This is a genomic window from Streptomyces tibetensis (assembly GCF_007655005.1).
GTDB lineage: Bacteria > Actinomycetota > Actinomycetes > Streptomycetales > Streptomycetaceae > Streptomyces > Streptomyces tibetensis.
Map to the genome: position 1 here is coordinate 214,754 of NZ_SZVW01000016.1, position 18,730 is coordinate 233,483.

The 18,730-nt window shown below is 68.9% G+C and carries 13 protein-coding genes and 1 pseudogene; 8 read left to right on the top strand and 6 right to left on the bottom strand.

The features are described from left to right. Positions 1–126: 126 nt before the first annotated feature. Positions 127–285, top strand: coding sequence for a hypothetical protein (locus FDO69_RS27285; protein WP_159030654.1), 159 nt, complete (start codon positions 127–129; stop codon positions 283–285). Positions 286–298: 13 nt separating this feature from the next. On the opposite strand, the pseudogene FDO69_RS27290 reads toward FDO69_RS27285, so the two are convergent. The 3 genes and pseudogenes from FDO69_RS27290 to FDO69_RS27300 form a co-directional block, all read right to left on the bottom strand. Next, positions 299–2,670 (bottom strand): annotated as a pseudogene (locus tag FDO69_RS27290) (FdhF/YdeP family oxidoreductase). A 36-nt stretch (positions 2,671–2,706) separates the two neighbouring features. Continuing rightward, positions 2,707–3,327: an SRPBCC family protein gene (locus FDO69_RS27295; RefSeq protein ID WP_104782670.1), complete on the bottom strand. Its 621-nt coding sequence runs from the start codon at positions 3,325–3,327 to the stop codon at positions 2,707–2,709. A gap of 501 nt (positions 3,328–3,828) precedes the next feature. Then, positions 3,829–4,269 (bottom strand): hypothetical protein, encoded by a 441-nt coding sequence (locus tag FDO69_RS27300; protein ID WP_104782778.1) that lies wholly within the window; start codon positions 4,267–4,269, stop codon positions 3,829–3,831. 355 nt (positions 4,270–4,624) lie between these two features. Between FDO69_RS27300 and FDO69_RS27305 the strand changes: the two genes are divergently transcribed. Further along, a complete protein-coding gene (locus tag FDO69_RS27305) occupies positions 4,625–5,089 on the top strand; it encodes a suppressor of fused domain protein (RefSeq protein ID WP_234388130.1) in 465 nt (154 codons plus the stop codon). A 305-nt stretch (positions 5,090–5,394) separates the two neighbouring features. After that, positions 5,395–5,760 (top strand): hypothetical protein, encoded by a 366-nt coding sequence (locus tag FDO69_RS27310; RefSeq protein WP_104782675.1) that lies wholly within the window; start codon positions 5,395–5,397, stop codon positions 5,758–5,760. A gap of 757 nt (positions 5,761–6,517) precedes the next feature. Here FDO69_RS27310 and FDO69_RS27320 read toward each other — a convergent pair. Next, positions 6,518–7,645 (bottom strand): PP2C family protein-serine/threonine phosphatase, encoded by a 1,128-nt coding sequence (locus FDO69_RS27320; RefSeq protein ID WP_420878545.1) that lies wholly within the window; start codon positions 7,643–7,645, stop codon positions 6,518–6,520. A 192-nt stretch (positions 7,646–7,837) separates the two neighbouring features. Here FDO69_RS27320 and FDO69_RS27325 point away from each other — a divergent pair, with 192 nt between their 5' ends. From FDO69_RS27325 to yidD, 3 genes are all read left to right on the top strand, one after another. Beyond that, the gene (locus FDO69_RS27325) at positions 7,838–10,507 is read left to right on the top strand and encodes a SpoIIE family protein phosphatase (RefSeq protein WP_170320949.1); all 2,670 of its coding nucleotides are present in this window, start codon (positions 7,838–7,840) and stop codon (positions 10,505–10,507) included. Positions 10,508–10,844: 337 nt separating this feature from the next. Continuing rightward, a complete protein-coding gene (locus FDO69_RS27330; protein ID WP_104782684.1) occupies positions 10,845–12,608 on the top strand; it encodes a hydroxysqualene dehydroxylase in 1,764 nt (587 codons plus the stop codon). A gap of 193 nt (positions 12,609–12,801) precedes the next feature. Further along, entirely contained in the window at positions 12,802–13,239 is a 438-nt protein-coding gene (gene yidD / locus FDO69_RS42315; RefSeq protein ID WP_234388131.1) for a membrane protein insertion efficiency factor YidD, read from the top strand. A 111-nt stretch (positions 13,240–13,350) separates the two neighbouring features. On the opposite strand, the gene FDO69_RS27340 is transcribed toward yidD, so the two are convergent. Beyond that, positions 13,351–14,538, bottom strand: coding sequence for an ABC transporter substrate-binding protein (locus tag FDO69_RS27340; protein WP_104782686.1), 1,188 nt, complete (start codon positions 14,536–14,538; stop codon positions 13,351–13,353). Between the two features lie 169 nt (positions 14,539–14,707). On the opposite strand from FDO69_RS27340, the gene FDO69_RS27345 reads away from it, so the two are divergent. Together FDO69_RS27345 and FDO69_RS27350 are read left to right on the top strand one after the other, a co-directional pair. After that, positions 14,708–15,586, top strand: a complete 879-nt coding sequence (locus FDO69_RS27345) for an SCO6745 family protein (RefSeq protein WP_104782689.1) — start codon at positions 14,708–14,710, stop codon at positions 15,584–15,586. A 150-nt stretch (positions 15,587–15,736) separates the two neighbouring features. After that, positions 15,737–16,375, top strand: coding sequence for a nucleotidyltransferase domain-containing protein (locus tag FDO69_RS27350; protein WP_104782692.1), 639 nt, complete (start codon positions 15,737–15,739; stop codon positions 16,373–16,375). 188 nt (positions 16,376–16,563) lie between these two features. Here the strand turns inward: FDO69_RS27350 and FDO69_RS27355 are convergent, their stop codons facing one another. Then, positions 16,564–18,729 (bottom strand): MMPL family transporter, encoded by a 2,166-nt coding sequence (locus FDO69_RS27355; protein ID WP_104782787.1) that lies wholly within the window; start codon positions 18,727–18,729, stop codon positions 16,564–16,566. Position 18,730: the final 1 nt, after the last annotated feature.

Here is an 18,730-nt window from a genome sequence, read left to right on the forward strand (position 1 = left end):
GGGCGCGCGGGCAACCGTGTACGGGGCGAGCTCCGGGCCAGGCCTCGGAGCCTGGCCGACCAGCAGTGGAACGCACAGCGCAACGACGCCGCATGACGCCTACAGCCCGGTCGACCACTCATCCTGGTGGGAGGCAGGCGGGAGCGAAGGCACGTCGAGTGGCTGCTCCAGCGGTACTTCCTCATCGTGTGGAAGCAGCTCGTCGTCCTGCGGGAGCAGCTCCTCCTCGTGTGGAAGCAGTTCGTCGTCCTGCAGCAGTTCCTGCTGACCGGAGCCACGACTTGAGTGCACCGGCGTGTCAAACCGCCCGGTCTAGCGTGGGCTCGAGGCGCACGACGATGCCCTTCGACGTGGGCTGGTTGCTGATGTCGGCGACGCTGTCCAGCGGCACCAGAACGTTCGTCTCCGGATAGTAGGCGGCCGCCGAGCCCTTGGCGGCCGGGTAGGGAACGACCTCGAAGTTCTCGGCTCGGCGCTCGGAACCATCCGCCCAGACGCTCACCAGGTCGACGTGATCGCCCCGGAGGAGGCCGAGGTCGCTCAGGTCGGCCGGGTTGACGAGCACCACGTGACGGCTTCCGTGGATACCGCGGTAACGGTCGTTGTTGGTGTAGGGGACGGTGTTCCACTGGTCGTGCGAGCGCAGCGTCTGCAGCAGCAGGTGTCCCTCGGGCGCCCGGGGGACCACGCGCTCGTTGCAGGTGAACAGGGCCTTGCCGACTGTGTTGTTGAAGACACCCTCGTTGACCGGGTTGGGCAGTTGGAAGCCCCCGGGGCGGGCCACCCGTGCGTTGAAATCGTGGAAACCCGGCACGATGCGGGAGATGCGATCGCGGATGGTGCCGTAGTCGCCCTCGAACGCGTCCCAGGGGATGCCCGCCTTGCCGTCCAGGGTGCGGCGGGCGAGCCGGCACAGGATGGCGACCTCGCTGAGCAGTAGCCGAGAGGCCGGTTCGAGGCGTCCCTGCGAGGTGTGCACCTCGCTCATGGAGTTCTCGACGGTGACGAACTGCTCGCCGTCGGCCTGGACGTCACGCTCGGTGCGTCCCAGGGTCGGAAGGATCAGCGCGGTGTCGCCGCACACGGTGTGCGAGCGGTTGAGCTTGGTGGAGATGTGGGCGGTCACCCGGCACGAGCGCATCGCCTCCTCGGTGACGTCGCTGTCGGGAGCGGCGCGGACGAAGTTGCCGGCCAGGGCGAGGAAGACCTTGACGCGGCCCTCGCGCATCGCCTTGATCGAGTTCACCGAGTCCAGGCCGTGCGGGCGCGGCGGATCGAAGCCGAACTCCTCCTGCAAAGCGTCCAGGAAGGTGCCGGGCATCTGCTCCCAGATGCCCATCGTGCGGTCGCCCTGGACGTTGCTGTGGCCGCGCACCGGGCAGGCGCCGGTGCCGGCGCGCCCCAGGTTGCCGCGCAGCATCAGGAAGTTGACGATCTCCCGGATGGTGGGAACACCGTGCTTGTGCTGGGTGATGCCCATCGCCCAGCAGACGATGACACGTTCGCTGTTCAGAACCTCGTCGCGGACCTTCTCGATCTCCTCGCGGGTCAGTCCGGTCGCCGTGTGGACGTCGTCCCAGTCGACAGCGCGGGCATGCTGGGCGAACTCCTCGAAGCCCGTGGTGTGGGCGTCGATGAAGTCGTGGTCCAGGACGCTGCCGGGCCGGGCGTCCTCGGCCTCCAGCAGCAGGCGGTTGAGGGCCTGGAACAGGGCGAGGTCGCCGCCGGGCTTGATGTGCAGGAAGCGGTCGGCGATCTGGGTGCCGCGTCCGACGAGCCCGCGCGGTTTCTGCGGGTTCTTGAAGCGTCGCAGCCCGGCCTCCGGCAGCGGGTTGACCGCAACGATCCGGCCGCCGCGCCGCTTGGCCTCCTCCAACGCGCTGAGCTGACGAGGGTGGTTGGTACCCGGGTTCTGCCCGACGAGGAAGATCAGATCGGCGTGGTGGAGGTCGTCGAGGCTGACGGTGCCCTTGCCGGTGCCCAGGGTCTCGCTCAGGGCGAAGCCGCTGGACTCGTGGCACATGTTGCTGCAGTCGGGCAGGTTGTTGGTGCCGAAGGCGCGGGCGAAGAGCTGCAGGACGAAGGCGGCCTCGTTGCTGGCGCGGCCCGAGGTGTAGAAGACGGCCTCGTCGGGGGAGGCCAGCGCCGTGAGTTCCCGCGCGAGGACGCCCAGGGCGTCGTTCCAGCCGATGGGCTCGTAGTGCTCGGAACCGGGCCGCTTGATCATCGGCTCGGTGAGCCGACCCTGCTGGTTGAGCCACATGTCGGAGCGCCTCGCGAGGTCGGAGACGCTGTGCTCACGGAAGAAGTCGGCGGTGATCCGGCGCGTGGTGGCCTCGTCGTTGATGTGCTTGGCGCCGTTCTCGCAGTACTCGTTGCGATGGCGCCGGCCCGGGGCCGGGTCCGCCCACGCGCAATGTGCTTGGCGCCGTTCTCGCAGTACTCGTTGCGATGGCGCCGGCCCGGGGCCGGGTCCGCCCACGCGCAGCCGGGGCAGTCGATTCCGCCCACCTGGTTCATGGTCAGCAAATCCACCCCGGTCTTGCGGGGGGAGGTCTGCTCCAGGGAGTACTCCAGCGCGTGCACGACCGCGGGGATTCCGGCTGCCCACTTCTTCGGCGGTGTCACGGAGAGGCTGGTCTCCGGCTCCTCGCCGGGCGGGTTCTGCATCGGTTCGCCTTTCTCTTGCCGTGTCCGTCACGCCGGTCAGCCGACGGGCCACTGCGCCACGCGGCTCCTGGGCGGTTCCGGGTGATCGTGCTGCACGCGGCCGTTGCGGATGGTGCCGCGCCAGGCCCCGCCCTCCTGCCCGAGCCCCTCGATGAACTGCTTGAAGTTCACGAGTTCGCCCTGCACCAGACGGGCGGTCAGCCGGGCGGCCCTGGAGGAGCGGTTGAGGATCCTCGCGGCTCCCCGCGGTTCCAGGAGCAATCGGACAGTGATGGCGGTACCGCCGGACGCCGTCGGCCTGAACTCGACCTCGCCCTGGTGGGAAGGGTTCTGCTCCAGAGCGCGCCACGCCAGGTAGGCATCGGGGTCCTGCTCCACGATCTCGACCGCGAAGCGGCGGCGCAGGGGGCCGTAGCCGATGGTCCAGGCGGTCACGGTCGGCCTGATCTGTTCGACGCCGTGCACCACGGTCGAGAAACGCGGGAACGTCTTGAACTGTGTCCACTGGTTGTACGCCGTCCGCACCGGCACCGCGACCTCGACCGTCTCCTCGACGTGCCGCTCCCGCAGAGGACGATGGCGCGTCAGGCCGTCGCCGTCGGCGCGCGTCCTCGGCGTGTTCGGCACGGCCTCCCGAGTGTCGTCTTCGTGCGCCATCGTGGTCTCTCTTCCGGTGCAGGAACCGGGCGTCCGGGCATCCGGCCCGCCCTCGCGCGTCAGGGCTGCCCTCCCAGTTCCCCCCTCGTCCACTTCAAGTCCCCCCGACCCCTCTTGAGCCCCGCGATCCCGCCCCGCGAGAGGGACTGGCCGGGCCCGGGACTTTCATGCGGCGGCTGGGCGCTGGGGGGGGCTGAGGCGGTTGGGCAGCGGTGGCGACGGTGCGGCCTGCTCGTGGACGGTGGCGCGGCCTGCTCGTGGACGGTGGCGCGGCCCCAGAAGCCGGTGGCGAGCGGCCGATCCGTATCGCCCGGCGCTCGTGCCGGCCAATGCGGTCTACGTCGGTCACCATCCCCCGGTCCGGCCGCCCTCTGGGCAGCCGGCCGCAGCGACGCTCCACTCCGCGGGTGCCGTGGTGACCGAGAGGGATTTCCGCCCGAAGCACGAGGCAAGCCCTCACAGGTCCCCGGGTGACGGGTTCCCCGACTTGGAGGCGTCCGGTCAGGTGCAGTTGCCGTTGTCCGAGTTGTAGTAGATGTCGAACGAGCCGCTCCACGTCAGGCACTGCCCGTCGTCGGGGACGTCCTTGTAGACCGGGCCCGCGTAGCTGGTGAAGGAGCCGGAGTCCTTGGCCTGGCCGCTGCTGTAGGGCCAGGTGTCCAGTGTGACCTCCATGAAGACGCGGGCACCCGGGTTGGTGCGCACGGTGACCGCGCAGACCTTGCCGGCGCTGCTGTTGTAGGTCACGAACGTGGTGGCAGGGATGGTGGACTGCGAGGAGTGGATCGGCGTGGCCCGGATGACGTCGTATCCGGTGCCACAGGCGCCGTTGTAGCGAGTGGGCGTGGCAGCCGAGGCCGGTGCGGTGGCGGCGAGTGTTCCGCCCAGGGCGGCGACGGTCAGGACGGCGGCGGTGGCTGCCTTGCGGCGGGTCGACTTCATGATGTTCCCCCGGTTGTGGTCTGAGTCAGTGCGTCGCAGACGGCGGTCGTTGCCGTCCACGCATCATGAGACCCGGGGTGCTCACCGATGGTTGTGGAGCGCTTCGTCACTGTTCTGTCACCAGTGTCACAGCGGGTTGAGACAGTTCCTCACATGAAGTCGGTCCCTCTTGTGGAGGTGTTGCGGGCCCGGGGGGGCTTTTGGCGGCCCCGATGGCAGGCACCGGTGAGCGAGCGTGCAGGCTGGGCACATGGCCAGTCGCGTAGAGAAGTACCTCGCCCATCTCGATCGACTTTCCGGGGGACGGGAGCCCCGGTTCTTTCCTGTCGAGTCGACCAAGCAGGGGCTGCGGGGCGTGACGGAGATCGTGTACGACGACTTGCCGGACGGCCTCCTCACGACGCTCACCTACGGCTTGTCGCTGGCAGATCATCCGGATTGGCAGCACGGATCACCGGAACTCTGCCTCAGCGTGAACTCGACGAATGTGATCTGGGCCCACGCGGTGGGCTACCTCGCCGAGCAGCTGCGTGGCACGTGCCCCTTCAGCTACGGCAGCACGATCAACTTCGGCGAGCGCATCGTGCCCGAGTCGGAGATGACGGCGTTCTTCGTCTTCGCACCGATGGTCCTCGACGCAGACGACCACCTGGGCATCGACGTCGGCATTCCGGGACACGAAGGCCACGACGTGATCACCATCCAAGGCATGTATCCCATCCACGAGGCCGAACGGCAGTTCATCAACGAGTACGGGCTCGAACCCTTCTGGAAGAGCGACTGGGATCCCACCGACGTGCTGCGTCGCCCAGCGATCTGAGGAGGGGGCTCCGCTGCGCGGTACCTGTCGTCTTCGCTTCCTCCACACCCGCTCGCGAAGTCGTCCAATCCCTGACATCTGTCAGGACCGTTCCTGACTGCGCCCTCCTAGCCTTTCGGTGCACGAGCTCCTGTCACCCCGGCCGCAAGGAGCCGGCCACGCTCACCACCGGTAAGACGCACGAGACCTATGGAGCGGCCTCGCGGGCAGATCGAGCCGCGCCGTGCACGTCAAGGGCGTCCCATCCGCCAACCTGCCGGCCTCAGCCCAGTGCTGACCACGGCAGTCAGAAGAGGGGGATCTCCATGCGACCTCACCTGCGAGTACGAGCCGCCGCGCTGACCATCGCCGCCGCGCTCGGGAGCTTGGGCTTGATCGCGCCCACGGCCTCCGCGGGCGCCCAGCACCAGTGCACGCTCGAGACGAACGCCCATTACTGCTACAACGTTTACGCCGCGAAGGTGTACGACAATTTCAACGGCACCGGCAAGGTCGTCGGATACATGTACACCACCTACAGCTGGTTCAGTTGCCGGCTCGACAACGGCGCTTATGTGGGAGGCCCGCACCCGAACCGCTGGTTGCTGACAAAGGCGGACAACGGAGTCTGGGGATGGATGAAGGACACGTCCGTCAGCTCCGAGACCGATCCTCTGATCCGCTGCAACTGACACCGCGGTCTCTCCTAACCCGCCACGGGCGGATCTCGACGAGAGAGGCATCCGCGAACCTCGCCCTCCAGCCGGCTGATGCCTGAAAACCGGGTTCACGTTCGCCGGTCCCTCGACGTCGAGGAGCACCTCGTCGGCTGGGACATGAGGTGGCATCCCGGCACCGCCGTCGGTGGTGGCGCTGCCGCCGCCGAGCTCTGTTTCCCCGAGCGTGTACGCACAGGACGCCGTGCAGCGAAACAGGAGCGTCGACGGGGGCCGGGACGCGCGTGCCGGCTCCTGTGCTCCACTGTGGACTGACGGTACGTCACCGATACCCGGGGGCGCGGCCGTTCCGCTTCCGGCAGGCCAGGTTCGTTGCGGTGTCAGTCACTCCTGGTCGTGCTGCCCAACACGTCCCTCGAAGTCCCGGCGCACTGCCGCACCTTCGTCTTCGATCAGCCCATCCCCATCGGGAAAGTCCAGAACAGTGCCGCAGTGGCTGCACAGCTTCCCGTCCTCGGCGGGCGTGCCGCATGCCTTGCAGAACCGATTGCCCTTCCCGTTCTCAATCCCCTGTGTCATGACTCTCCGAATGCAGCTTGGAATTGTTGGCTTCGGATGCGGGGTACCCATGACGTTGAGGTCGATTCCGTGACCGGCCGCGCTGCGGCGCCCAAGCCGTCCCGAGGAGCCAGGCCGTCCCGAGCTGTCCCGAGGCGCAAAGCGGTGCAGCGCGGGCGAAGCACTGCCCATCCATCGGTCGCCGACACGACGATCAGCCCTCGGCGCCGATGATCCCCCGATCCGGCACGGTGGTACGTCTCAGCGCGAGAGCCGCGATGTCGTCGTCGAGCCTTCCGCCGCTGTGCCGGAGCAGATCCCGATGCAACTGGTCGAGCAGTTCGCGGGGGTGCTCCAGGTCCTGTCGCCGCATCCAGTCCGGCAACGGGAAGAACCGGCCCATGTGGTCCCGGGTCTCCGATACGCCGTCCGTGTAGAGCAGCAACTGCTCACCCGGGGCGAAGGAGACGATGTCGACCCAGTAGCGGTCACCGATGATCGATGCGAGGTTGAGGGGCGGGGAGGGGATGGTGGGCTCCAGGACCCGGACCTTCCCGGAATGCGCGATCAGCGGCGGGGGGTGCCCGCAGTTCAGAAGTCGTAGCCGGCCGCCGCCGTGCGGGATCTCGGCGAGGAGAGCGGTGGCGAAGTGCTCGGGCTGGTCCTGGACGGGAAACGCGGCGCTGTGGCGTGTGACGGTGGTCTCCAGGCGGTGGACGATGCCCTGCAGGTCCGGCTCGTCGTAGGCGGCCTCCCTGAAGCAGCTGATCACCGCCGAGGCCGCCCCCACCGCTGACAGACCTTTGCCCCGTACGTCACCGATGAGCAGCCGGACCCCGTGCGGAGTACCGATCGCCTCGTAGAAATCACCGCCGATCCGCGCTTGTTCCTGAGCTGCCAGATACAGCGACTCGATCTCGACGCCCTCGATGCGGCGCGGCAGCGGGCGCAGCAGCACCGTCTGGGCCGCGTCGGCCACAAGCCGGACCTGGAAGAGCGTCTCCTCCCGCTGAAGTCGGACATGACTGCCGTATGCGGCCGCCAGGGTGACCGCGATGATCGCGGCCGACGTGTACGGCGTTCCCAGATCGGTGTGGAAGAAGCTGAGGACGATCATGAGCACGAGGCAGAAGGCCCCCAGGACCATCGTGGGGAGCACGGGCCACATGGCGGCCGCGAGGGCGGGCGCGACGGGAAGAAGACGGCTGAACGCGATCTCCCTGGGGGTGGAGAACGCCAGGCCGGCGATGAGAACGGTCAGGATGAGGGGCGCCAGCCGGGCAGCTTCCCATCGGCCGCTGTAGGCGGGGCGACGACGCCACGGCCGTGCAGACATGATCACAAAAGTATCTTATCGGTCGAATCGGTCGGAGGGTGTGGAAGGATCATGCGCGCATGGGAATGTGCGAGGGTCGGCCAGGTCCCGAGGAGATCCGAGGCGACGCGACGCACGGCCGCGCAGACGCCCCAGGTCGGCCGAACAGGAATCGGGCGCGCCCTGGCCACTTGGGATCACCGGTGTTAGAAAGGTCGCATGGCGAGTCTTTTCGCCCGTCTTCGACACCTGTCGGTCAAGCGTCTGTTCAGCAAGAGCACGCGGACTGTAGCCGGGCAGGTGTTGGTTTTCCAGGTGGCTCTGGTAGTGCTGCTCGTGGCCTGCGGCGTCTTCGCCCTCATCCTGCAGTCGGAGCGGGACAGCAGCGCCGAGGCCAGGCGCCGCTCCACGGCCGTGGCGCAGACCTTCGCGCACTCGCCGGGTGTCCTGGCGGCATTGCAGACCCCGGATCCCAGCAGGATTCTCCAGCCGCTCACCGAGGCGGCACGCCGGGCCGCCGACGTCGACTTCATCGTGGTCATGGACACCACGGGCATCCGGTACACGCATCCCTTGCCGGACCGCATCGGAAAACGGTTCGTGGGCGAGATCGGGCCGTCGCTGGCAGGGAAGGTCTACGTGGAGAGCGTCGACGGCCCGCTCGGTCGCGAGGTGCAGGCCACGGTCCCGATCAAGGACGCCGACAGCGAGGTGGTGGGCCTGGTCTCGGCCGGGATGAAGGTCAAGAACGTCGAAAGCCAGTTGAACCAGCAACTACCGATCATCCTGGGCGCCGGGGCGGGAGCGCTCGCGTTGTCGGCCGGAGTGACGGCACTGGTGGGCCGGCGGCTGCGGCGGCAGACACACAGCCTTGCCCCGGACGAGATGGCCCTGATGTACGAGCACCACGACACTGTGCTCCACTCCGTCAAGGAAGGGGTGCTGATCGTGGCCGCCGACGGGCGGCTGATGCTGGCGAACGACGAGGCCAGACGGCTGCTGGAGCTGCCCCCGGACATCAAGGGGCGGCTCGTCTCGGACCTGCCGGGCCTCGATCCCGACATGAAGGCGCTGGTCGCCTCCGGACGCGAGGCGACCGACGAGGTGCACCTCGCGGGAGAGCGGTTGCTCGCGGTCAACCAGCGGCCCACAGGGCGCGAGGGAGGGCCCAGGGAAACGGTGGTGACACTACGCGACTCCACCGAGTTGCAGGCGGTGACGGGCAGGGCGGAGGTCGCCCGGGAGCGGCTCAGGCTGCTGTACGACGCCGGACTCCACATCGGTACCAGCCTGGACGTGCTGCGCACCGCCGACGAGCTGGCGCGAGTCCCCATTCCGCGCTTCGCGGACTTCGTCACCGTGGACCTGGCCGACGCCGTCCTGCACGGCGAGGAGCCTGCCCCCACGGGTACGGCCATGCGACGCGCCGCCGTGTCCGGCATCGTGGACGACCATCCGCTCACCGAGCAGGGCCGGCTCTTCGATTACCTTCCGTCCACGCCGCAGGCGCGCGGCTACGGCAGCGGCCGCTCCCAACTGGTGAGGGATCTGCCGACCGCAACGGGCTGGCGCGTGCAGGACCCGGAACGGGCCAAGGCGATCATCGACTACGGCATCCACTCCCTCATCACAGCGCCCATTCAGGCCCGTGGCGTCGTGCTGGGCATGGCCACCTTCTGGCGTACGCAGCAGCATGAGCGTTTCAACGAGGAGGACGTGTCGCTGGCGGAGGAGTTGGTGGCCCGTGCCGCGATCAGCATCGACAATGCCCGCCGCTACACCCGCGAGCACGCCCTGGCGGTCACCCTCCAGCGCAGCCTGCTGCCGCAGGCCATGCCCGAGCAGAACGCCCTCGACATCGCCTACCGCTACCTCCCCGCCCAGTCGGGCGTGGGCGGGGACTGGTTCGACGTGATTCCCATGCCGGGCAGCCGGGTGGCACTGGCCGTCGGCGATGTGGTCGGCCACGGCCTCCACGCCGCCGCAACGATGGGACGGCTGCGCACGGCGGTGCACAACTTCTCCGCCCTCGACCTGCCCCCCGACGAGCTGCTGAGCCATCTGGACGACCTGGTCGGAAGCATCGACCAGAGCGAGACCGCGGAGAGCGCGGCTGGCGTCGTGGGCGCCACCTGCCTGTACGGGATCTACGACCCCGTGACGCGCCGTTACGTCGTGGCGCGGGCGGGACATCTGGCGCCCGCGCTGGTCCGTCCCGACGGAACCGTCACCTTTCCGGACGTGCCCGCCGGTCCACCGCTGGGCCTCGGCGGCATGCCGTTCCGGACCGCGGAGCTGTGCCTCGCTGAGGGCACCCAGCTCGTCCTGTACACGGACGGCCTCATCGAGGACCGCAGGCGCGACCTGGACGTGGGAATGGAGCTGCTGCGCGAGGCGCTCACCGGCAACCCCGGCCGGCCACCCGAGGAGACCTGTCAGGACGTGCTGGACAGTGTGCTTCCCGGCCGCCCCAAGGACGACGTCGCCCTGCTCGTCGCCCGCACGCGGCAACTGCCGCCCGACCGGGTCGCCGACTGGGACGTGCCACCCGACCCCGCCGCCGTCGCGGGTATGCGCGACGCTGTGTCCCAAAGGCTCGACGCCTGGGGCCTGGCGGAGCTCGGCTTCACCATGGAGCTCATCCTGAGTGAGCTGATCACCAACGCCATCCGCTACGGCTCCGGGCCGATCCATGTACGGCTGATCCGCGACCGCACGCTGATCTGCGAGGTCGCCGACGGCAGCAGCACCTCACCCCATCTGCGCTACGCCGCGACGACGGACGAGGGTGGCCGGGGCCTGTTCCTGGTGTCGCAGATGGCCGAGCGCTGGGGCACCCGGTACACCCCGCAAGGCAAGGTGATCTGGGCCGAACAGGCTCTGCCCTAGCTCCGGTGCCGGGGATGCCGCTTCAGGCGTGACAGCGCTGCACGCCGCCAGTCCTCGGTGCACCGGGCGCAGGCGCTGACCTGTTGGCATCGGCGGTTGCAACCCGTGCCCAAGAACGCCGTCGATCGGGACGCCAACCTGTGACGGCGTCGACTCGGCATCGAGTGAGGTGTCGTGACATCTGCAAGCGGCGCGGAACTGCCATACAGAGGCTGGGTGTGCGCCGCCAGCGGGCCAAGTGGTGTGCCATCAGGCCAAGTTGCGTCTGCCGCCTTCCGGGATTGTTGTCTCGCCCATATCCTCGTGCGGCCGACGTTACCAACGGTAAGGGGTGGCGATGAGTGGCACCACGCGCAGAGAGTTCCTGGGCACTGCCGCGGCCGCCGGCGGCGGGTCAGCCCTCGCAGCCCCAGAAGCGGCATCGGCCGAGAACGCCTCCACACCGCAGACCGTGGCGGTCCTGGGCGGCGGCGTCGCCGGGCTCACGGCCGCACACGAACTCGCCGAGCGCGGCTTCCGGGTAACGGTCTACGAACGCAAGGCACTTGGCGGCAAGGCCCGCAGCATGGACGTGCCGGACAGTGGCACGGGCGGCCGGCGTCCCCTGCCGGGCGAGCACGGCTTCCGCTTCATCCCCGGCATCTACCACAATCTGCCCGACACGATGCGGCGCATCCCGTTCCCCGGCAACCCGGGCGGCGTTCACGACAACCTCGTCGCCCCGAAGGAGATGCTGTTCGTCAGGTCGGGCGGCCGTGAGGACATCCGGATCCCGCTGCCCTGGCCCGACAACACACCGGCCGAACTCACCCCCGACGAAATCCGCCGCGCCTTCACCGCCGTTCTGGACACTGCCTTCAACCTCCCCCTTCACGAAGCCCTCTACTTCGCCAACCGCTTCCTGGTCTTTCTCACCAGCTGCGACCAGCGCCGCGACACCGTATGGGAGCGAACGCCCTGGTGGGACTTCGTGCGGGCCGGACGGATGTCCTACGACTACCAACGGGTCCTTGCCGTCGGCATCACCCGCAACATCGTGGCCACCAAAGCGGAGGAGGCCAGCACTCGTACGGTCGGCACCCTGCTGGAGGCCTTCGCCTTCAACCTCCTCGGACGGGGCGCGGACGGACCACTGGACCGGATCCTCAACGCCCCCACCAACGAGGCATGGATCGACCCCTGGGTAACTTACCTGCGGTCACTCGGGGTCGAGTTCCGCGTCGGCTGGACCGTACGGGACCTGGCCCTGGACGCGGATGCGATCGCCGGAGCCGTCGTGGAGGACCGCTCCGGCGTGCGCCGGACCGTCACCGCCGACCACTACATCTCGGCGATGCCCGTCGAGCACGCCCGCCGCACATGGAACTCCGCCGTCCGCGCAGCCGACCCCCAGCTGGCCGCGTGCGACCGCCTGGAGACGGACTGGATGACGGGCATTCAGTTCTACCTGACCGAACGCATGCCGATCGTGCACGGCCACCTCGACCTCATCGACTCCCCGTGGTCGCTGACCGCGATCGCCCAGGCCCAGCACTGGCCCCGCCGCGACTTCCCGGCCGATTACGGCGACGGTACGGTCGCGGACTGCCTGTCCGTGGACGTCTCCGAGTGGGACCGCCCCGGCATCCTGTACGGCAAGACCGCCAAGCAGTGCACCCGGACCGAAGTCGCACGCGAGGTGTGGGCGCAGCTCAAGGCGTCGCTCAACGACAGCGGCCGTACGGTCCTGAAGGACTCCGTGCTGCACTCCTGGTTCCTCGACCCCGCTGTCGACGGACTCGGCACGCCGCATCCCGTCAACGACGAACAGCTGCTCATCCACCCGGTGGGCACCTTCCATCACCGCCCGCGATCGGCCACGAAGATTCCCAACCTCTTCCTGGCCGGCGACTACGTGTCAGTACCCATCGACCTCGCCACCATGGAGGGCGCCAATTCCTCGGCCCGGCAGGCTGTCAACGCCCTGCTGGACCGATGCGGATCCACCGCACAGCGCTGCACCGTGACCCCCCTGTACCGAGCCCCCGAACTGGAGCCCCTCAGACGCCACGACCGCACCCGCTACCTCCTCGGTCTGCCGAATGCCTTCGACATCGGCTGAAGGCCATTGCGGCCCGGCAATTCTCTCCAGCACAGAGCAGCGGCCACCGAGCCGGTCGGCTGTTCGGTGAACGTGGAGGACGCACAACGCGCCGCGCCGAGAGGGATGCCCGGCCGCCCGCCGCAGGCCCCGAGCGTCTTGTTCCCGCACCTTCGTATGATCTCTCCCCGTTGCGAAGAAGCGGGGGTGGGCAGTGTCGCGGAACGGTCAGCACGGCCGGAGGAGAAACGAGGACGGCGAGAAGGAAGGCTGCTGCGCGGCCACGCTCGACACACTGACGCACCCGTGTTGCTGCGGCGGCGCGTGGTCCCAGGCGGCGGCCCTGTGGCTCACGCTGCTGCGCCCCTCGCTCACCGCCGGTCACGGCGCCGACCCGGCCGCGCCCCCGCCGCGCGGCCGGTTGGCCGCCGCGATGTACCGGTCCGTGCGGCACTACCGCGTCGCGGTCAGCCCGACCCGGCCGCCGTGCTGCCCGTACGCCCCGAGCTGCTCCACGTACGCCGTCCAGGCACTCCACCACCACGGCGCCCTCCGCGGCGGCCGGCTGATCCTTGCACGCCTGCTGCGCTGCCGCCCCGGCGCGGCCCGGCACCGCGCCTACCAGGACCCGGTACCGCCGCGCCGTCACTGACGGACACGCCGACCACCCGGGGAGTTCAAGGACGATCGACCAACGCGAGCAGTACCGAACGCTCACCACCGGACCAGGTCACAGACACGCGGCCGATGGGGACGGCCCTCCTCACAATCCCGCGATCTGATTCCACCGTTTGCCGAACTCCACGCGCTCGTCCGGGTCGACGTCCCGTGCGACGGCGAGCCTGCTGCGCATCTCCTCGTCAGGGAAGATCAACGGGTTCTCGGCGAGGGCGGCGCTCGCCTCGTCCTGAGCAGAGGCAAGGACGTCCCGGGCGGCGGGGACCGGGCAGACGTAGTTGACCCAGGCGGCCAGCTCGGCGGCGACCTCCGGATCGTAGTAGTAGTCGATGAGCCGCTCCGCATTCGCTTTGTGGCGGGCGAGGTCGGGAATCATCAGCGACTCGGACCACAGCTCGGCGCCTTCTTCGGGGACGACGAATTGGATGTCCGGATCGTCCGCCTGGAGCTGGATCACATCTCCCGAGTACGCCTGGCATGCCAGGACGTCGCCACTGGACAGGTCCTTGATGTAGTCATTGCCCGTGAAGCGACGGATCTGTCCCGCCTTCACCTGCTGCTCCACCTGGTCACAGACGGTGTGGAAGTCGTCGGCCGTCCACCGGGTGATGTCGACGCCGTTGCCCTGCATCAGCAGCGCGAACGCTTCGTCCAGACCGGACAGCAGTGTGACCCGGCCCTTCAGGTCGCTCGCCCACAGATCCGACACCTGCCGTATCTCCCGGCCGGTCCTGCGCCGGTTGTACACGATGCCGGTGATGCCGGACTGCCACGGCACCGTGCACGTGCGCCCGGGGTCGAACGCGGGCGACCGCAACTGCGGGTCGAGGTACCGGGTCACGTTCGGCTGCCGGGCTCGGTCCATCTCCTGCACCCAGCCGAGCCGCACGAACCGTGCGCTCATCCAGTCGCTGACGACGATCAGATCGCGGCCGGTGGGCTGATGGTTCATCAGCGCGGGGCTGATCTTGCCGAAGAACTCGTCGTTGTCGTTGATCTCCTCGACGTACTCGACGGAGATTCCTGTGCGTTTCTCGAAGGCCTCAAGGGTGGGCCGCCGCGAGGGACGCTCGTCATCGGTGTCGATGTACAGCGGCCAGTTCGCCCAGTTCAGCCGCTGATCGGTGGAGGACAGATCCACGGCGGCGCGGTCTTCGGGGCGTACATACGCGGCCGGGACACCACACCCGGTGAGTCCACCGAGCACCGCGCCGGAGCCCAGCGCGCGCAGCAGCGTACGGCGGGAGAGCGGAGGGATCGTCTTCAGGGGCATTGGGGCAGCATGCCGCGCCTGCTGGCGACCGGACAATCGACACACGTCACGGTGGTGACCGTGGGATCGAAGGGGCTCCAAGCCGAGGGGTTGTTATGACCGCTGTCATGACGGATGCTGCCTCTTGGTGTCGCCGCAGCCGAGCAGGACGAGCCGGGAGGGCCCGAAAGTGAACGAAAGCGTCGCACGGGCGATGTGGGAGAGGTTCGAACCGGTCCACCAACTGGTCTACTTCACCCCCGAGGTGCGCGAGGCCGTGGAGGGTCTCGGACTGCGCGGCTACTGGATGGGCTATTTCGCCTTGCGCGCGGCGCCGCTCGGCCCTGTTCCTGCGTCCGTCGTCACCAGCTGCTTCTACGTCTTCCATCCCGACCGGGCGGCGAGCGTACTGCCGGACGCCTGGACTCTCGCCTCTCCCCAGCAGTTGATCGAGGTGCGCGAGCGTGCCGCGGGGGCCGCGATGACCAATTTCTACGGTCCGGATGTGGTTGCCTCCGCCGAGCTGGCCGAGGCCGCCGACCTCGCCTGGGAGGCAGCCCGCGCTGCGGACACCGCGGGACGGGTGCTCGGCGCGGCCAACCAGGAGCTGCCCCGCCCTGCTCAACCGCACGTCAGGCTCTGGCAGGCGGTGACCACCTTGCGCGAACACCGTGGCGACGGACATGTGGCCGTGCTGGTGGGCCGTCGTGTGGGGCCGGTCGAGGCGCTGGTACTCAAGAGCGCGACAGGGGAAACCGACGCCGAGTTCCAGCGACGTATCCGGCAATGGAGCATTGAGGAATGGCGTTCGGCGCAGGCGAAGCTGCGCGAGCGAGACTGGATCGACGAGGAGGGGCGCCTCACCAAGGCTGGAGCGGCCGCTCACGAGCAGATGGAGGCGGACACGGACGCGGCGGCGGTCACGCCGTGGCAGACGCTCGGCGCCGACGGTACCACCCGCCTTGCACACCTTCTTGAACCGCTCGCGCGACGCGTCCTGGACTCCGGAATTGTGCCGACCGGTAACCCCGTTGGGCTGACGGAGAGCACATGGGGCTCGACGGGGTGACGCAGCTGCGCCCCACCACCGCGATTGCCAACCGCGCTGTGACCGGGGGCGGAGGGGCAATCCAGGATTGTCAGGAGGCATTTGAGTGCATGCAGTCGGCAAGAAGACAGCCGCGGTCGTCGCGCTGGACTGCGGCGGGAGGTTGTGCCGATGACCGGAACCGTGCCGCCCGGCGGTGCAGTGCTCGATGCGGACGAGCTGGATGCCCGCTGGGCGGATGCCTGGCGCCCGGAAGAGGTCGCGGAGCGGCTGGCGGGAATCAGTGCGCCCTGGTGCATTGCGGCGGGATGGGCACTGGACCTCTTCCGCGGCGGACCGTCGCGGCCGCACGGCGATCTGGAGATCGCGGTGCCGGCTACCAAGTTCCCGGAGATTCGGGACCGCTTCCCCGAGTACGTGTTTGACGCGGTGGGTTCGGGCCGAGTCTGGGCGGAGGCCGGAGATGAAGTGCTGGCGGCAACGCATCAGACCTGGGTGCGGGATCCGGCGAGCGGTCAGTTCCTGTTCGACGTCTTCCGTGAGCCGCACGAGGGTCTGACGTGGATCTGCCGGCGGGACGAGACTCTTCGCCTGCCGTATGAAGCGATCATTGAGCGGACGGCAGACGAGATCCCGTACCTGGCGCCGGAGTTGGTACTGCTGTTCAAAGCGAAGGCGTCTCGGCCCAAGGACCAGGAGGACTTCGATGGGGTGCTGCCGCTGTTGGGCCCGGCACGACGGGATGCCCTGCGCGGGTGGCTGGAGCGCGTACACCCTGGGCATCCGTGGCTGGCGGAGCTGGCCGAGTAGCAAAGCGGACCACACCGGTGAATCTCCCCTCTTGCGGCCGCCGCCCTCGGCTTCGAGAGCGGCGCGCTCAAGGTGCCATCGTCGCCAGGCCAGGGAGGACCACACCGACGGTCAGGTCAGAGAGCCCTGTCGGCATGCCTGCCGGGGCCGTGTCCCGCGCTTGACGTCGTTCTCCTGTGAGTCTCCGGTCAATGATCGACCCGCCGTTCCAGTGCCACCTTCGGCAGGTGCCGGGCCAGTTGAGGGGGGAGCCACCAGGCGCGGGTGCCGAGGAGTTGCATCACGGCAGGGACGATCAGGCAGCGGATCACCAAGGCGTCGAGGAAGATGGCGACCGCGAGGCCGAGACCGAACTGCTGGAGCATGCGGTTGGGGCTGAGCACGAAGGCGGCGAAGACCACGATCATGATGGCTGCCGCGGCCGTGATGACCTTGCCCGTGGCCGCCAGCCCCTCGCGGACGGCGAGCGAGTGGTCCTGTGTGTCCTCCCACTCCTCGTGGATGCGGGAGATGAGGAAGACCTCGTAGTCCATGGAGAGACCGAAGACGATCGCGAAGATCATGGCAGGTATGAACGCCTCGACCGGCCCCGGCTGTACACCGAACCAGCCGTGTTGGAAGACCAGGGTGATCACGCCGAGCGCGGCGGCGATGGACAGAAGGTTGAGCAGGGCGGCCTTCAGGGGGATCAGGAGGGAACGGAAGACCAGCATGAGCAGGAGCGCGGACAGACCGACGACCACGGCGACGAAGAGCGGTATCCGGACCGAGACGGAGTCGGCGAAGTCCTGTGCGGCTGCGGTGGGCCCGCCGACGAGATAGCCGGCGCCGGTGCGCTCGCTGAGCCGAGGCAGGACATCGTCGCGCAGGGTGTGAACGAGACCGGCGGTGCTCGCGTCCTGGGGCGAGGTCGTAGGAAAGGCGATGACGGTGAACACGGTGCCGTCCGTGGTCGGCAGTGGGGGAGTGGCGGCGGCGACGCCCTCGGTACCGGTCAGGGTGGTCCGCAGCTGCTCGGCGGCGTCGGTGTCGCCCCGGCTGACTACGAGCAGGGGACCGTTGAACCCGGCTCCGAAGCCCTCGGCCAGCAGGTCGTATGCCCTGCGGCTGGTGGACGAGGCCGGGTCGTTGCCCGCGTCGGCGAAGCCGAGACGCATGCCCAGAGCCGGGGCGGACAGGGCCAGGAGGGCCACGACGGCGGTCAGCAGGGCGGGCAACGGGCGCCGCTGTACGGCGCAGGCCAGCCGGCGCCAGCGCACACCCTCTTCTCTGCCCTTGGCTTGCGCCTTGGCGGACCGCGTGAGGACGTGTCGCTGGATGCGGTCACCGAAGAGCGCGAGGAGGGCGGGCAGCAGGGTCAGCGAGGCGGCCATGGTGACCAGGACCGTCAGTGCGACGGCGACGGCAACCCCTTGGAGGGAGCCAAGGCCGAGAGCGACCAGGCCGAGCAGGGCGATGATGACGGTGCACCCGGCGAAGAAGACCGTACGCCCCGCTGCGTCCAGGGCCGTTCGGGCGGCGGCCTGCCGGTCCGCACCGTGGGTCAGTTCGTGCCGGTAGCGGTAGAAGATCAGCAGCGCGTAGTCGACGCCGACACCGAGCCCGACCAGCATCATGATCGGGGGAGTGAAGTCGGCGACGGTGAAGACGTGGGAGGCCAGCGTGATCAGGCCGATCGCGCCGCCGACCGCGAAGAGCGCGGTGACCAGCGGCAGCGCGGCAGCCACCACCGACCCGAAAAGCAGCACGAGGATGACCAGAGCGGCGAGCATGCCCGCGCCTTCGGCACCCCCGCCACTTTCCTCCTCTGCGCCGCGCACCGCGTCCCCGCCGAGCTCGACCACCAGACCGTCCCGGGCAGCCGACTTGGCGGTGTCGAGGATCCGCGCGACGTCCCCTTCGGGCACGTCCTCGGCCTTGGCGTCCAGGACGACCGTGGCATAGCCGATGGTGCCGTCTTCGGAGACGGCGGAGGCGTCCGCGTAGGGGCTGCGGACGTCGGCGACGCCGGGCAGGTCGCGCATCCGGTCCAGGGTCCGCTCGATGGCCGGGCGCTCACCGCTCAGCCCGTCGTCGTGCTTGAAGACGATCTGGACGCTGCCGCCTGCCTGCGCGGACCCGTGCCGCTTCAACAGGTCCGCGGCGGCCTGTGAGTCGGTGCCGGGCAGGGTGAAGTCGTTGCGGTAGGCGCTGCTCGCGCTCTGGGCACTGACGGCGATGACCGCGACGGCGAGGATCCACAGGAGCAGAGCGCTCCAGCGGTGACGCTGGGACCAGAGGGCCAGACGTCCGAAGACCCCCGCCCGGCCAGTGCTGGGACCGTTGGTCGCGATCACGTCGCGCGTTGGTGACATG

Coding starts and splice junctions, on each gene's coding strand:
- FDO69_RS27340 (WP_104782686.1), bottom strand. CDS start 14,538: ATGCCCCTGAAGACGATCCCTCCGCTCTCCCGCCGTACGCTGCTGCGC.
- FDO69_RS27325 (WP_170320949.1), top strand. CDS start 7,838: ATGGCGAGTCTTTTCGCCCGTCTTCGACACCTGTCGGTCAAGCGTCTG.
- FDO69_RS27350 (WP_104782692.1), top strand. CDS start 15,737: ATGACCGGAACCGTGCCGCCCGGCGGTGCAGTGCTCGATGCGGACGAG.
- FDO69_RS27295 (WP_104782670.1), bottom strand. CDS start 3,327: ATGGCGCACGAAGACGACACTCGGGAGGCCGTGCCGAACACGCCGAGG.
- FDO69_RS27310 (WP_104782675.1), top strand. CDS start 5,395: ATGCGACCTCACCTGCGAGTACGAGCCGCCGCGCTGACCATCGCCGCC.
- FDO69_RS27330 (WP_104782684.1), top strand. CDS start 10,845: ATGAGTGGCACCACGCGCAGAGAGTTCCTGGGCACTGCCGCGGCCGCC.
- FDO69_RS27355 (WP_104782787.1), bottom strand. CDS start 18,729: ATGTCACCAACGCGCGACGTGATCGCGACCAACGGTCCCAGCACTGGC.
- FDO69_RS27300 (WP_104782778.1), bottom strand. CDS start 4,269: ATGAAGTCGACCCGCCGCAAGGCAGCCACCGCCGCCGTCCTGACCGTC.